7 protein-coding genes and 1 pseudogene are annotated in these 14,903 nt (G+C 65.5%); 5 read left to right on the top strand and 3 right to left on the bottom strand.

Features of this window, described 5'->3' with window-relative positions; genetic code table 11:
- Window positions 1-6 precede the first annotated feature (6 nt).
- Window positions 7-2,397, top strand: a complete 2,391-nt coding sequence (locus tag AC3A6P_RS33320; protein WP_487696671.1) for a serine/threonine-protein kinase PknG — start codon at window positions 7-9, stop codon at window positions 2,395-2,397.
- Window positions 2,398-2,410: 13 nt separating this feature from the next.
- Here AC3A6P_RS33320 and AC3A6P_RS33315 read toward each other — a convergent pair whose 3' ends face one another.
- Window positions 2,411-3,604: an acetate kinase gene (locus AC3A6P_RS33315; RefSeq protein WP_487696670.1), complete on the bottom strand. Its 1,194-nt coding sequence runs from the start codon at window positions 3,602-3,604 to the stop codon at window positions 2,411-2,413.
- Window positions 3,601-5,697 carry a phosphate acetyltransferase gene (gene pta / locus AC3A6P_RS33310; RefSeq protein WP_487696669.1) on the bottom strand — a complete coding sequence of 699 codons (2,097 nt, stop codon included), beginning with the start codon at window positions 5,695-5,697 and terminating at the stop codon, window positions 3,601-3,603. Before pta ends, AC3A6P_RS33315 begins: the two co-directional genes overlap by 4 nt.
- 647 nt (window positions 5,698-6,344) lie before the next feature.
- Between pta and AC3A6P_RS33305 the strand changes: the two genes are divergently transcribed.
- The 4 genes from AC3A6P_RS33305 (at window position 6,345) to AC3A6P_RS33290 (ending at window position 13,056) form a co-directional block, all read left to right on the top strand.
- Window positions 6,345-7,739, top strand: coding sequence for a hypothetical protein (locus tag AC3A6P_RS33305; protein ID WP_487696668.1), 1,395 nt, complete (start codon window positions 6,345-6,347; stop codon window positions 7,737-7,739).
- Between the two features lie 462 nt (window positions 7,740-8,201).
- A complete protein-coding gene (locus AC3A6P_RS33300; RefSeq protein ID WP_487696667.1) occupies window positions 8,202-9,695 on the top strand; it encodes a hypothetical protein in 1,494 nt (497 codons plus the stop codon).
- Window positions 9,692-11,140, top strand: a complete 1,449-nt coding sequence (locus AC3A6P_RS33295; RefSeq protein ID WP_487696666.1) for a glycosyltransferase family 2 protein — start codon at window positions 9,692-9,694, stop codon at window positions 11,138-11,140. Before AC3A6P_RS33300 ends, AC3A6P_RS33295 begins: the two co-directional genes overlap by 4 nt.
- Window positions 11,141-11,175: 35 nt before the next feature.
- A complete protein-coding gene (locus AC3A6P_RS33290; protein ID WP_487696665.1) occupies window positions 11,176-13,056 on the top strand; it encodes a hypothetical protein in 1,881 nt (626 codons plus the stop codon).
- 1,700 nt (window positions 13,057-14,756) lie between these two features.
- On the opposite strand, the pseudogene AC3A6P_RS33285 reads toward AC3A6P_RS33290, so the two are convergent.
- Window positions 14,757-14,903: pseudogene (locus AC3A6P_RS33285) on the bottom strand (glucose-6-phosphate dehydrogenase (coenzyme-F420)); the annotation flags it as partial.

The following is a 14,903-nucleotide window of genomic DNA, read 5'->3' as shown; positions in this document are numbered from 1 at the left end:
AGTCGAATGAGTGACTCCGATATCACCGACCGGTCCACGACGTCGACGCACGAGACCACCGACCGGTCCACGAGGTCGACGCACGAGACCACCGACCGGTCCACGAGGTCGACGAACGAGACCGAGGAAGGGCCGGGCGCAATCATCGAGCAGGGGCCGGACACGGACGACGACGAGGGACCGGGCACCCAGCCTGCCGAGGCTCTCTTCGACTCCATGTCGACCCTGCGCCCGATGGCCACCCAGGCCATTTTCCGGCCGAACTTCGACGATGACTCCGAGGGCACCTTCATCTCCAGTGGAGGCACCGAACCGCAGGACCACACCGTCGCGCTGACGCGGGCCATCTCCCCTACCCGGCGCCTGGGCGGTGGCCTGGTGGAGATCCCGCGGGTTCCCGAGATCGATCCGTTCGCCGCATTGATGACCAATCCGGTTGTCGCCGAATCGAAACGGTTCTGCTGGAACTGCGGCAAACCGGTCGGGCGGTCCACCCCCGACGGCAAAGCGCTCTCGGAGGGCTGGTGCCCGCACTGCGGTAGCGCGTACTCCTTCCTGCCCCAGCTCGGGGCCGGCGATATGGTCGCCGACCAGTACGAGATCAAGGGCTGCGTGGCCCACGGCGGTCTCGGCTGGGTGTACCTGGCCGTGGACCACAACGTCAACGAGCGACCAGTGGTGCTCAAAGGACTGGTGCACTCAGGTGACGCGGAGGCCCAGGCCATCGCGATGGCCGAGCGCCAGTTCCTCGCCGAAGTGGTCCACCCGTCGATCGTGAAGATCTACAACTTCGTCGAGCACCCGGATTCGCATGGCGAGCCGGTGGGCTACATCGTGATGGAGTACGTCGGCGGCACGTCGCTCAAACAGGCACGAGGCACACGACTGCCGGTGGCCCAGGCCATCGCCTACATGCTCGAGATCCTTCCCGCGCTGGGGTATCTGCACTCCATCGGGCTGTGCTACAACGACCTCAAGCCCGAGAACATCATGCTGACCGAATCGCAGCTCAAGCTCATCGACCTCGGCGCGGTGTCCCGGATCAATTCGTTCGGATACCTCTACGGCACCCCGGGTTATCAGGCCCCGGAGATCGTGCGGACGGGCCCGACGGTGGCCTCCGACATCTACACCGTTGGCCGGACGCTGGCGGCGCTGACCCTGAAGCTGAAAACCCGCAAGGGCCGCTACGTCGACGGGCTGCCCGACGACGACCCGGTGCTCAGGGAGTACGACAGCTTCGGTCGGCTGTTGCGCCGCGCCATCGATCGCGATCCGCGCCGGCGCTTCGCCAGCGCCGACGAGATGTCGAGTCAGTTGCTGGGTGTGCTGCGCGAAGTGGTGGCCAAGGACAGTGGCGTCCCGCGTCCCGGCTTGTCGACGATGTTCTCACCGTCGCGGTCGACGTTCGGGGTGGATCTGCTGGTGGCCCACACCGACGTTTACCTCGACGGGCAGCCGCACTCGGAGAAGCTGACCGCCGGCGAGATCGTGACGGCACTGCCCGTCCCGCTGGTCGACCCCAGCGACGTCGGAGCCAAGGTGCTCAGCGCGACGTTGCTGTCGCAACCGGTGCAGACGCTGGACTCGCTGCGCGCCGCCCGGCACGGCACGTTGGATTCCGACGAGATCGACCTGTCGGAGTCCACCGACCTGCCGTTGATGGAGGTGCGGGCGCTGCTGGATCTCGGCGATGTCGCCAAGGCCACCCGCAAGCTCGACGACCTCGCCGATCGGGTGGGCTGGCGATGGCGGCTCGTCTGGTTCCGCGCCGTGTCCGATCTACTGACCGCCGACTACGACTCAGCCATCAAACATTTCAACGAAGTCCTCGACACTCTGCCCGGCGAGCTGGCCCCCAAGATCGCGTTGGCCGCGACCGCGGAGCTGGCCGGCGACGCCGACGAGGCGCAGTTCTATCGCACGGTCTGGAACACCGACAATGGCGTGATCTCAGCGGGTTTCGGCCTGGCGCGGGCGCAGTCGGCCAACGGCGAACGCGAAGCCGCGGTTCGAACCCTCGACCAGGTGCCCGCCACGTCGCGACATTTCACCACCGCGCGGCTCACCAGTGCGGTCACCCTGCTGTCCGGGCGTTCCACCAGTGAACTGACCGAACAGCAGATCCGCGATGCCGCACGCCGGGTGGAGGCGCTGCCCGACAGCGAGCCCCGCGTGCTCCAGCTGCGCGCTTTGGTGCTGGGCACCGCGATGGACTGGATTGCCGACAACGAGGCGAGCACCAATCACATCCTGGGCTTCCCGTTCACTGCGCACGGCCTGCAGCTCGGCGTCGAGGCGTCGTTGCGGGCGCTGGCCCGGGTGGCGCCCACCCAGGCGCATCGGTATGCGCTGGTGGACATGGCCAACACGGTGCGACCGCCCTCCACCTTCTGAGTTCGGCGTGGTTCTAGAGGACTGCGGTGCAGGCCCGGGCGATGGCGAGTTCCTCGTTGGTCGGGATCACCAGCACGGTGGTCGGTGAGCGTTCCGCCGAGATGATCCGGGGGCCGCGGGCGGGGCTGTCGTTGAGATGCTCGTCGAGTTCGATGCCCAGCGGGGCCAGACCGGACAGGGCGTCGCGGCGTACCGCGGCGTCGTTCTCCCCGACCCCGGCGGTGAAGGTCAGCACGTTGACGGTGCCCAGCAGCGCAAGATAGGCACCGATGTACTTGCGCAGCCGGTGGATGTAGACGTCGTAGGCCAACTGCGAATCAGCGTCGCCGGCGTCGATCTGTGTGTGCAGCTCCCGGAAATCGATCTCCCCGCCCAGGCCCAGCACCCCCGCGCGGCGGTTGAGCATGGTCTCGATGTCTTCGACACTCATCCCGGCTGCTCGCCACAGATACATGATGACGCCGGGATCGATGTCCCCACTGCGGGTTCCCATCACCAGGCCCTCCATCGGCGTCAGTCCCATGGAGGTGTCGACGGGCCTGCCCCCGACGATCGCCGACGCCGATGCGCCGTTACCCAGGTGCAACACGATCTGGTTGAGGCTCTCCAGCGGGACGCCCAGGAATGCCGCGGCCTGTTCGCTGACGTACTGATGGGACGTCCCGTGGAACCCGTAGCGGCGAATCTTCCACTCACTGGCCACATCTCGGTCGATCGCGTACGTCGCGGCGGCGGGAGGCAGATCGTGGAAGAACGCGGTGTCGAAGACGGCGACGTGCGGCAGGTCGGGCAGTACCTTGCGCGCGACTTCGATACCGAGGACCGCCGGCGGGTTGTGCAGCGGAGCCAGGGGTGCCAGCTCGGTGATGGTGGCCAGCAGTGCGTCGTCGACGACGGTCGGACGGTACAGTTCCTGACCGCCATGCACCACGCGGTGGCCCACCGCCACCAGGCCCTGCTCACCCAGCCGGGCCCCGGCCTCGTCGAAGAGCTCAAATGCGGTGCGCAGTGCGGCCTCGTGATCGGCGATCGCGCCGTCGCGGCGCAACTCCTGATCGCCACAGACGAGTTTGGCCGTCGAGTTGTCCTCACCGATGCGCTCGACGATGCCGTGCGCGATCGAGGCGGCGCTATCGGGTTGTATCAGTTGGAATTTGACGGACGACGAGCCGGAGTTCAGCACCAGAACGGTGCGTTCGTCGTTCACTTGCCTTGCGCCTGGATCGCCGTGATGGCCACCGTGTTGACGATATCGGACACCAATGCTCCTCGCGACAGGTCATTCACCGGCTTGTTGAGGCCCTGCAGCACCGGACCGATGGCGATCGCGCCGGCGCTGCGCTGCACCGCTTTGTAGGTGTTGTTGCCGGTGTTGAGGTCCGGGAAGATCAGTACCGTCGCGCGGCCGGCCACCGCCGAATCCGGCATCTTGGTGGCCGCCACCGACGGTTCCACGGCGGCGTCGTACTGAATCGGGCCTTCCACCAACAATTCTGGGGCACGCTGGCGGACGAGTTCGGTGGCGGAACGGACCTTGTCCACGTCGGCTCCGGTGCCGGACGTGCCCGTCGAATACGACAGCATCGCCACCCGGGGCTCGATCCCGAACTGCTGGGCCGTGCGCGCCGAACTGATGGCGATGTCGGCGAGTTGCTCAGCGGTGGGGTCGGGCACGATCGCACAATCCCCATACGCCAGGACCTGATCCTCGAGACACATCAGGAAGATGCTCGACACCGTGGACACATCGGGCAGCGTCTTGATGATCTCGAACGCCGGCCGGACCGTGTGCGCGGTGGTGTGCCGCGCTCCGGAGACCATGCCGTCGACGAGGTTGTTGTGCACCAGCATGGTGCCGAAATACGAGACGTCGTGGATGATTTCGCGAGCCTGCTCGACCGTCACGCCTTTCTTCTTGCGGATCTCGGCGTACTGCTGGGCGAACTGGTCGCACAGGTCACTGGTGCGCGGGTCCAGTACGTCCGCCGCCGACAGGTCGACACCGAGCTCGGCCGCGCGGGCCCGCACGGCTGCCTCGTCGCCGAGGATCGTCAGGTCGGCCACGCCGCGGTCGAGTAGACGACCGGCGGCTTTCAAGATCCGGTCGTCGTCACCCTCCGGCAGCACGATGCGTTTGCGGTCGGCGCGTGCGCGGTCGATCAGCTGGTACTCGAACATCTGCGGCGTGATCACCGTCGGGATCTCGATGGCCAGCTGGTCCAACAGATCGGCGGTGTCGACGTATCGGTCCATCAGTTCCAATGCGGTGTCGATCTTGCGCGCCGAGTCGACCGTCACCCGCCCGCGTGCATTGGCCACGGCACTGGCGGTGGCGAAGGTCCCGAGATCGGTGGCGATGATGGGCAGCCGCAGCCGCAGCCCGTCGACCAGGGCGGCGATGGAGTCGTGCAGGTCCAGGCCGCCGTTGAGAATCACACCGGACAGGGACGGAAAGCCCTCGGCCGCATGAGCACTCATCACCGCCAGGACCACATCGGAGCGGTCACCGGGGGTGATCACCGCAACGCCTTCGGTGAGCCGCTCGACCACGTGCTCGGCCGTCATACCCGCCACCAGGACATCGAGCACCTCGCGGCCCAACAACGACTCGTCACCTTTGATCAGCGTGCCACCGACAGCGGTGCGCAGATCACACACCGACGGCGCGACCAGCAGTTTGTCTTCCGGCAGCACATACGATTTGGGCTCGAACCGACTCAGCGCGGCGGCCACGGCTTCGAGCTCGGCAGGCTCGCATCGGTTGGCCACGACGGCGGCGGCATGGGCGTGCTGGGCGCGCAGTTCGCCCAGGCACAGCTCCACCACCTGAGCCACCTCGTCCGGTGTCCGACCTTTGGCGCGGACGGCGAGCACCACGGGCGCGCCCAGGTTGACGGCGATGCGCGCATTGACCCCGAGTTCGCTCGGGCTCGCAACGTCGGTGTAGTCACTGCCCACGATCAGCACGGCGTCGCAGCGGTCGGCAACTCGGTGATAGCGGTCGACGATCTGCGCGATGGCGGCGTCGGGGTCTTCGTGGAGTTCCTGATAGCCGACGCCGACACATTCCTCGTAGGTGAGCCCGGCCGAGGTCTGAGCCAACAGGAGCTCGAGGATGTAATCGCGTACCTCGCCGAGCCGGGTGATCGGGCGGAACACCCCGACCCTGGGGACCGTCGCTGTCAGGCGATTGAGAATGCCGAGCGCGATGGTCGACTTGCCGGTGTCACCTTCTGGTGAGGCGACGTAGATGCTGGAGGCAAAACCCGGTCCTTGCGGCACCGTTACAGCCTTCCGCATCTTCCCGAGACGATCCAGAGGCCCCCTGGCTAACCGAGTCAAACGCAGTTGTGATCAAGATCACAGCCGAATGTATTTGTTTGCTGTAATCGCGTCAGCTAACGTTTTTGCCAGTTCGTAAATAACGTATTGATTCCAGAATCACGATGCTGGAAATGCAGGCCGACGTTGGGTAGCCGGTCGCACTCTACCGGCAAGAAAGTCGAGCCATGGTCGAATTCGCCGCCGTTCCCGCCCGGGGCGACGTCGAGTGTCGACCCTCACCCGTTGCGATTGCCGGGGGGCAATGCGGCGGGACCGGGGCAACGAGCGCATGGATGTGAGCACGTCGCCCGTCGTGCGGAGCGAGATGGCCTCCACCACTCATTTCGCACCCGCGCACCGGCGATCAACCCCGAAACCGCGGGGCTGAAGCGAACCGACAACGAAAACGTTGTCGAACCGACACGCGGTTGGCGCCGCCTTGCCCGGCGGCGGCACCGCAAGATGCGTACTGTAGGCCTTTGCCACAACGACCGTGGCACGTAGTCAGAACAGAGAACATGGCCCCCGATACCTCCGCGTACAGTGCAGGTTCCACTCACGCCGACGTAGCCAGCGACGATTGGGATCGAACACCGAACGTTGCCGTATCCGCACATCCCCGCATGAGTCGTGCGGAGATCTGGACGCGGATCTGGTTCGTCCTGGCAATCGGGACGCTCGCCTACTTCGTCCCCTTGAGTGAAATCGGCCGCGCTGCCTTTGCCGGTTCTCAATCGGCATACCTGGTGGTCGCTCCCGTACTGGCCGGCCTGGTGGCCTCGGGTTACATCCGCGCGCCGCGCGGAGTGGGCGACGCGGAGTCGGACTGGATCGGTGCCATCCTGGTCGCAGCAGCGGGGTTCGCCGCGCTATGGCTGATCGGGAGTCGCCTGCCCACCATGGCGGCACTGTGGCACATCGACAACGCTGGACTGCTGATCTGGGTCGCCGCCAGCGGCATGGTCATCTTCTCCGCTCGCCACATGCTGCGGATGTGGCACATCTGGGTGGCGGGCCTGTTACTGGCACCGGTTGTGCCCTTCATGTTGCTGACGGCTCAGTTCGGCGGATCCGACACTGCGATCGCCATGACTTCGGCGGCCCTCGGCACGTTCGCGGTCTACCTGGCGGCCCGGTTCGCAGACCTGCGCCGGCGACTGCTCGTCACAACTGCCAACGCCGTCGTCGCCATCGCAGCTGTGCTCGTGCTCGCCGAAGTGAGCCTGTACCTCAGGGTGGTCGTCGCCGCCGGCGTCGTCCCGCTGATCACCGTGCTTCCCGCACACCGATTCGCACGTTCGAGTCGTCGCATCGAAGTTCCCGCTGTCGAAGCGACGGTGCCGCGGCGCAGGCCCCAGTCTTGGGTCGCGCTGGCGGTTGCTGCTGTTGCGATGTTGTGGTTACACCTGCCGATGACCAGCCCTGCCCCTGTCGAGGAGGTGCGTTACGACTGGACGGCTGCCGCCACCCTCGATCCTGTCGAGGAGTTTGGCTTCATCACGCGCTTTCTCGGCCCCGATGCCACCCTGACCCGCTACCGGGCCCCCGGCGGATCCGGCGAGTACCAGACGGTGGTCGATGTCATGAGCTCACCGAATCTGGCTCGGCTACAAGACTTCTCCAATGCAGTCTGGTATCCGTCGTCGGCCCCGGTGAACTACGCGCCCTACGACGCCGGGCCCGACAGCCCGGCAGGCATCCAGACCGCACACAGCGACGCCGATGCCGCCGAAACCCAAGGCGCCCACAACTGGAACGCCGTCACGTGGGTGTGGCGCTCCGGCAACACTTTCCAGCGAGTCACCGTCATCACCAGTCAGGCCAGAGGCGTCCCGGCACCCGCGCCGAGACCACTGTCGGTGCACAACGTCGTGGTCGAGCCCGCCCTGTGGATGACCCGTCAGCAGCAGTTGCAGGTCGGTGTGGTGGATCCGATTGTCCTGGCGAGCACCAAGGTAGTGGTGAATCGCCTGCTCGCCGCGGGGCAGCCACAGACGGTGGAAAACCCGATTTCCTGAGCGCCACAACGTGATTGGGCTTTTAGCCACGTCGTTGCCTTCACCGCCACGTCTGCGCTTCACGGCACGCCCACGTCGGCGCGCTACTCACCTGCGGTCGGCCGGTGACCCACACCCCTCAAACCCGTTGTGACTGAGATCACAGCGTATCGACTTTGTTTGCTAGATTTGCATGCAGTAACGTTTTTTCCAGTTCGTCAGTATTAGCTAGGCCTCAGTGTTGCGATGCTGGTAGTTGGTCAGCGACATCTCCGGCCGATCGATCGCCCGGACTCCCCTCGACGAACCGCGCCGCATCGGCAACGCAGCGCGGGGGGCGTTCCGCCGTATTTGAAGCACGTTTTGCCTGCACTCGAGGGGGAGAGTTCAGGCCGCCGAAATCGCTTGCGACGGAGGCAAACCGACCGCCATACCGCTGGTCGTGTCACCGGACGACACGACCCGTAATCGAGAACAGAGAACATGTCCATCGATCTCCCCCTGTACCGAGCCGATTCGAACGCTGCCGGCGCCGCCGGTGTGGAGCTGGATCGCTTCGACGATGTTGTCCGATCCGCGCGCCCGGCCGTCAACCCCGAGCTGTGGGCCCGGATCTGGTTCGTCCTCTTCGTCGGTGTGCTCGCCTACTTCGTTCAGCTCAGTGAGGCCGGTCGCACCGCCTTCGCTGGCTCGCAGTCCGCCTACCTGGTCATCGCGCCGGTCTTGGCAGGGCTGGTGGCGGCCGGATACAGCCATCCCCCCAGGGGTGTCATCGACGCCGAGTCGGACTGGATCGCGGCCGCTCTCCTGTGCGTCGGAGGGTTCGCCGCAATCATCCTGATCGAACGCCGCCTGCCCTCACTGGCCGCACTGTGGCACATCGACAACGTCGGCTTCCTGATCTGGGTGGCTGCCTGCGGGATGGTGGTCTTCTCCGCTCGTCATGTCCTTCGGTTGTGGAACGTGTGGGTGCTCGGTCTTGTCCTCGCGCCAGTCATGCCGGTCATGCTGATGACCGCTCAACTGGGCGGATCGGACACAGCAGTGGCCCTGGTCTCCGCCTTCATCGGGACCGTAGCGGTGTTCCTGGCCACCCGTTTCGTTTCATTCGGCCGACGATTGCTGAGCACGCTGATCAACCTCGGACTGTCCAGCCTCGCAGTCGTCCTGCTCATCGACACCAGCCTCTATGTTCGTGTGGTCGTCGCCGCCGGCGCCGTTCCTGTTGTGGTGGTACTCGCGCTGCACCGGATCACGGCACCTCGCCGAGCGCAGCAGACCGTCGCAACATCCCCTCTCCCCCAATGCAGGCCGCAGTCCTACGCGGTGCTCGTCGTCGCTGCGATCGTGATGCTCTGCCTGCAATTGCCGATGACCCGGCCGGCGCCGGTGGAACAGGTCAACACCGACTGGATCCAGAACACCGGACTCGAGCGCGCGCAGAGCTTCCCGTTCATCACCCGTTTCCTGGGCCCGGGCTCCAGTTTGGACCGGTATCGAGTTGCCAATGACGCCGGCGCCTACGAAACCGTGGTCGACGTCATGACGTCCCCAGATCTCGCGCGCCTGCAGGACTTCACGGACGCCATTTGGTACCCGTCGGCCGTGCCGGTCAACTACACGCCCTTCGATGCCCAGGTCGCAGCCCCGGCCGGAATCAAATCGGCCCACAGCGACGCGGACTCCGCTACCACGAATTCCGCGACGGACTGGGACGCGGTGACCTGGATCTGGCGTAGCGGGGCGGTCTTCCAGCAGGTGACGGTGCTGACCAGTCAGAGCAGAAATCAGGCCGCGCCGGAGCCACAACCCCTCACGTTGCACACGGCGTTCATCGAGCCCACCTTGTGGACGCTGCGCCAGCAGCCTTCCGAGCCGGGTGTGGTGAATCCGATCGCCCGGGCCAACACCGAGGCCGTGGTGTCCCGGCTCCTCGGCGAGCAGACTCCGGCCATTGCCGGGAATCTCGCGCAGTGAACCACGAATTCAGCTCGGCACAGCTGCCGCCTCACCTGTCCGCGCGCACGGTGCTCGACCGCCGCTCGATTGTGCGCATCGCTGTGGTGGTGGGGCTGGTCGTGCTCGCCTTCGCATTGATTCCGGACGGAACAGCAGCGGTGGCAACGACATTCGTGGCGGTGTGTTACCTCTTCACGTCGCTGGACCGAAACTGGTTGTTGGTGAAAGGTTTCACCTCGCCGTCACTGGTGCAGATCAGCGACGCCGAAGCGTTGGCGGTTCCCGACGACGAACTGCCCTTCTACACGGTGCTGCTGCCCGTCTTCAACGAACCGACGATCATGCACAATCTCGTCACCGGCGTGGGTCAGTTGAACTACCCGGCCGAAAAGCTCGAAGTCCTGCTCTTGATCGAAGAGGACGACCTGGCCACACAGCTCGCGGTGGCCGACATCCAGTTGCAATCCATCCGCGTGGTGCTGGTGCCGCCGAGCATGCCCCGCACCAAGCCGAAGGCCTGCAACTACGGAATGCTGCTGGCTGATCCGCGTGGCGAGATGATGACCATCTACGACGCCGAGGACATCCCCGAACCCCTCCAGTTGCGGCGGGCCGTGGTGGCGTTGCGCCGCGCATCGCCGGATGTCGGATGCGTGCAGAGCCGCCTCGGTTACTTCAACGAGAAGCAGAACCTCCTCACGAGATGGTTTGCGCTGGAATACGATCAGTGGTTCGGCGTGGTGCTGCCCGCCATACAGGACGCCCGCTGTGTGGTGCCCCTCGGCGGTACCTCCAACCACATGCCCACCCGGGTGTGGCGGGAAGTCGGCGGCTGGGACGAGTTCAACGTCACCGAGGACGCCGACCTCGGCGTCCGCCTGGCCCGGTACGGCTACCGGACGATCATCCTGGACTCGGTGACCTTGGAGGAGGCCAACTCCGACGTCATCAACTGGGTCAGGCAGCGCTCCCGTTGGTACAAGGGTTATCTGCAAACGATGATGGTGCACCTTCGTCACCCGGTTCAACTCAGACGTGAAATCGGCACCAAGGCGATCCTGCGGCTCATCACGATGACCGGTGCTGTCCCCCTGGGCAACGCGTTCAACCTCCTGTTCTGGTTCGCGCTGCTCTGTTGGATCGCAGGCCGGCCACCGTTCGTGAGCTTTCTGTTCCCACCGTTCACCTATTACCTGTGTCTGGCGTTGTTCGTGATCGTCGCACCGATGGCGGTGTTCGTCGGCCTGGTCGTCAGCTACGCCCAGGGCAAGCCGTACCTGTGGTGGGCGGCCCTGCTGGTCCCGCTCTACTGGGTCCTGCAGTCGGTGGCCGCGCTCAAAGCCATCTACCAGCTCGTATTCCGTCCCTTCTTCTGGGAGAAGACCGTCCACGGTCTCACCCAGACCCCTCTGACCCCCACCAGGCCTGCGATCAGCAGCGTAGAGAGCAACGGAGAAAAGTGACCGTGCACAAACCAGTTCGACGAATCATCTGCGCTGTGGGCGCAGTCGCCATGACCGCCGGCATGGCAGTCCCGCTGAGCGCGCCGGCATTTGCCGCACCGGGAACTTCCTCACCGGCCATCGGCTGGAGTCAGCTCGGCCTGTCGAACCAGATTCAGCTTCTGGGCGCGAACCAGCCGACCGACATCGAGATGCCGGTACCCGCAGGGGTGACGCCCGCGCGTCTGAGCGGGCAGATCGGCTCCGTCGTCAACACCACCGGCCGGATCGACGTGCTGGACGCGCGTGGGGTACTCATCGCCAACATCCCCATTCCGGCTGATCTGCAGACGGTTCCCTTCAACATCGACGTCTCCAAAGCGCAGGTGGTCGACGGAGTGGCCAAACTGAGCTTCCGGCTGCGTGACCTCGACAACAAACGCATCGACAGTTGTGTCCAGCCGCCCGAGGTGACGTTGAGTCAGCTCGCGGCAACATATTCCGGCGCTACACCGGATCCGACCACTGTCGCCGACTTCCTTCCTGGTTATCTCGACCGCATCACCATCGAGGTGGGCCCGGAGCCGACCCAGGATCAGCAGCAGGCAGCTCTGGACCTGGTGGCCAAGCTCACCCACCTGTACCGCCCGATGCCGGTCCGTATCGACATCGACACCGAGTCGGAGTCGGCCCAGGGCCCGAACAGGGGAACCAGCCGGACCATCGTCATCCGTGAAGACGGCGAACCCGGTGTGGCGGTGGAGAATCCGGACAGTCCCGAGGCGGTGCTGGCGATCACCGGCAGCGGCCCGGAGCTCCAGCAACAGGTCGAGTTGTTCGCTGATCGCCGATTCGGCCTGGCACAGAACCCCTCGGCAATAGTGCTGACCGCAAACCAGCGGCAGGCCCAGATCACCAATATCAAGACCTTCGAACAACTCGGAATGACCGGGCAGGCTTCAGTCCTCGGCCTCACCACGATGTATGCCGGCTTCGACGTCAGCACCTTCGGCGTCGGCTCGATCACCAACGCCAAGGTGCATCTGAAGGCCCGGTACACCCCGGTGGTGGGAGGCGAGGCATCGGTGCTCATCCGCTCGGGGTCCACGGTGCTCGCCACCCAGAAGCTCGACGAGTCCGGTGTCCTGGACGTCACCGGCGACATCCCGGCCGAGTCTGTCACCTCGAATATCGGTATGGCGCTGGAACTCCGATACTCACCGGACCAGGACTGCGCACCGATGAACGACCGGATCACCTTCGCTCTGGACCCGCAGTCGACGGTCACCGTCACCCCCGGCAGCCGCAACCGCGGCGGATTCCCGGTGCTGCCCATGGCCTTCAACCCCGACTTCGAGGTGGCGCTCGATCAGCCCGGTCATCTTGACTTCGCCGCGCAGGCGATCAACCTGATGGGTCAGCAGAGCACCGTGCCGCTGCGCCCACACGTCACCACGTTCACCGAGGCGGCCACCGCAGGTACCGGGCTGCTCGCGGTGACCGACGGCAGTCAGTTGGCCGAAGCGGGTATGCAACCGCCGTTGCTCCCGTCGTCGGCCTCGGCGGTGGACGTCAACGGCAGCCCGGAAACCGACGTCGACCTCAAGGGCGGCGTCGGTGTGGTGCAAGCATTCACCCACAATGACCGCACGGTGCTGGCGATCTCCGGCAGCGACGACTGGGCATTGGTGGACGCCAGCTTCGACTACATCCGGGGTCTCCCCAACCGGTGGGCTTCACTGACCGGTGATGTGGTGGCCACAGGCACCGCGGGCGATTCGGTGAACCTCACCCTCCATGAGGGCGGCGGTATGACCAACGAGTACCCCGGCGACGGCTGGAAATGGTGGGCCTGGGTGTCCATCGCAGCAGGCACCGCGGCAGTGCTCGGTGCGGTGACGTTCGTCTTCGTACGGCGCCGGCGTGCCGGCCACTGACGTCCTGACGCCCCCTGTCACGGCGGTGCCAACCGGCACCGCCGTGACAGGGCCGAACTCCGCACCCAAGAAGTTCTGGGGCGCAGCCCTTTTCGCCACGCTCTCGGGGCTCTACTTCACGGTGGGCGCGATACTCGTACTGCGGTACAACATGTTCGACCCCGACGCACCCAGCCGGGTCGCCAACGCCGGTTACGCGCTGTTCAGCCGGCAACCTCACCTCTCGGCAATCGGGTTCGTCTGGAACCCGCTGCCGAGCCTGGTGCAGATCCCCGTGCTGCAGTTCAGCGGCTGGTGGCCCGAACTGAAGACCCACGGGCTGGCTGCAGTGGTTCAAAGCGCGCTGTTCATGGCCGGCGCCGCGGTGATGGTCCGGCGGATCGCCCTGGACCGCGGGGTCGGAACGGTGTGGCGCAGGCTCGCCGTCGGCGTTTTCGCACTGCAGCCGATGATCGTCGTCTACGGCGCCTCCGGGATGAGTGAGGCCGCCCAAGCCTTCTTCCTGCTGTGGTGCGTCCGGCATCTGCTGCGCTGGCTGCAGGACAACTGGGTCGGCGACTTGGCTTGGGCCGGAATCGCTTTGGGCCTGGGATACCTGGCCCGCTATGAGGTGATACCGGCAGCCTGCGGGGCAGCCGCCCTGGTGGGTGTGGTGACGTTCCTGCGCTCACGGCAGGGCTCCAGGTTCAACTCCGCACTGCTGGCGATGCTGATCGTCATGTTCCCGGTGGTGTCGGTCTTCCTGATCTGGGCGCTCACCGGATGGGTGGTCACCGGTGAGCTCTTCGCGACGCTGACCTCGCAGTACGGCAACGGAAGCCAGGTCGCCGAAGCCATGGAACGTGGCGGTCCGGCGGCACTGGCGGCCTCCGACGACTGGGTGGTGATTGCGGCCCGGCTGCTGGGCATGCAGCCCTTCGTCCTGATCGCCGTCGCAGTGGCAGCCGCACTTGCGGTGCTGCGCAGGAACATCGCCGCACTGGCGCCCGCGGTGGTGTTCGGTGCGGTGTTGACCTTCGCCGCGGCGAGCCAGTACTCGTCGACCACCTTCGGTTGGTTCCGGTTCTACCTCCTGGCCATCCCGTTGGTGATCTGTGTAGCGCTGGCACTGTGGACACCCAACGGCGCTGTGAAGCAGAGGGCCTGGCGAACTGACGACACCACCAGCCGGATCGGCGCGGTGCTGTTGTCGTTGTCGCTGGTGGTCGGGATACCGGTCACCGTGATGGCGATGTCCGACTCCAGGGTCGGCAACCAACAACTGCAGTTCGGATTCAAATCACTGCTCGATCCGGCGACCTATCCCCCGGAAGAGCAGTGGTACCGGCGACTGATGGTCAACGACCGCACGCTGGCCCAGTACTTCGACAGCCGTGATCTGCCCGAGGGTTCGGTTCTGATGGACTCGTTCAACACCTGGGGCGTGTGGCTGGCATCGGACAACCCCAAGCAGTTCGTCATCACCAGCGATTACGACTTCACCGCGGTGATGAACCGTCCGTGGGACTTCGGCGTCCGCTACATCGTCGCGAGTAATCCGCGTGTCTCCGACGCAGACGCCCTGAACGTGCGCTACCCCGCTCTCTGGGATGACGGCGCAGGCCTGGGAAAGCTGGTGCTCTCGGTTTACGGCGCAACCGGCGACGAGCGGTTCCGGGTCTACCGGTTCACCGGAAGGCCGCCCTCGAGCGAGGACGAGGTCAGCCCAGCTTCCGCAACCGCGGTTCCAGATCCCGCTGGAACAGTTCCAGGAAACGACGCTGATCGTGTCCCGGGGCGTGGAACACCAGGTGGTTGAGGCCCCAGTCCACGTAATCCTTGACCTTGGCGACGGCCTCGTCGGGATC

It is taken from the genome of Mycobacterium sp. Soil_C_30 (genome assembly GCF_057656995.1).
This window is presented reverse-complemented; position numbering and strand designations above follow the sequence as displayed.

Bases quoted from the DNA above. Each gene is read 5' to 3' on its own strand.
- pta (WP_487696669.1), bottom strand. From the start codon at position 5,697: ATGCGGAAGGCTGTAACGGTGCCGCAAGGACCGGGTTTTGCCTCCAGC.
- AC3A6P_RS33320 (WP_487696671.1), top strand. From the start codon at position 7: ATGAGTGACTCCGATATCACCGACCGGTCCACGACGTCGACGCACGAG.
- AC3A6P_RS33300 (WP_487696667.1), top strand. From the start codon at position 8,202: ATGTCCATCGATCTCCCCCTGTACCGAGCCGATTCGAACGCTGCCGGC.
- AC3A6P_RS33305 (WP_487696668.1), top strand. From the start codon at position 6,345: ATGAGTCGTGCGGAGATCTGGACGCGGATCTGGTTCGTCCTGGCAATC.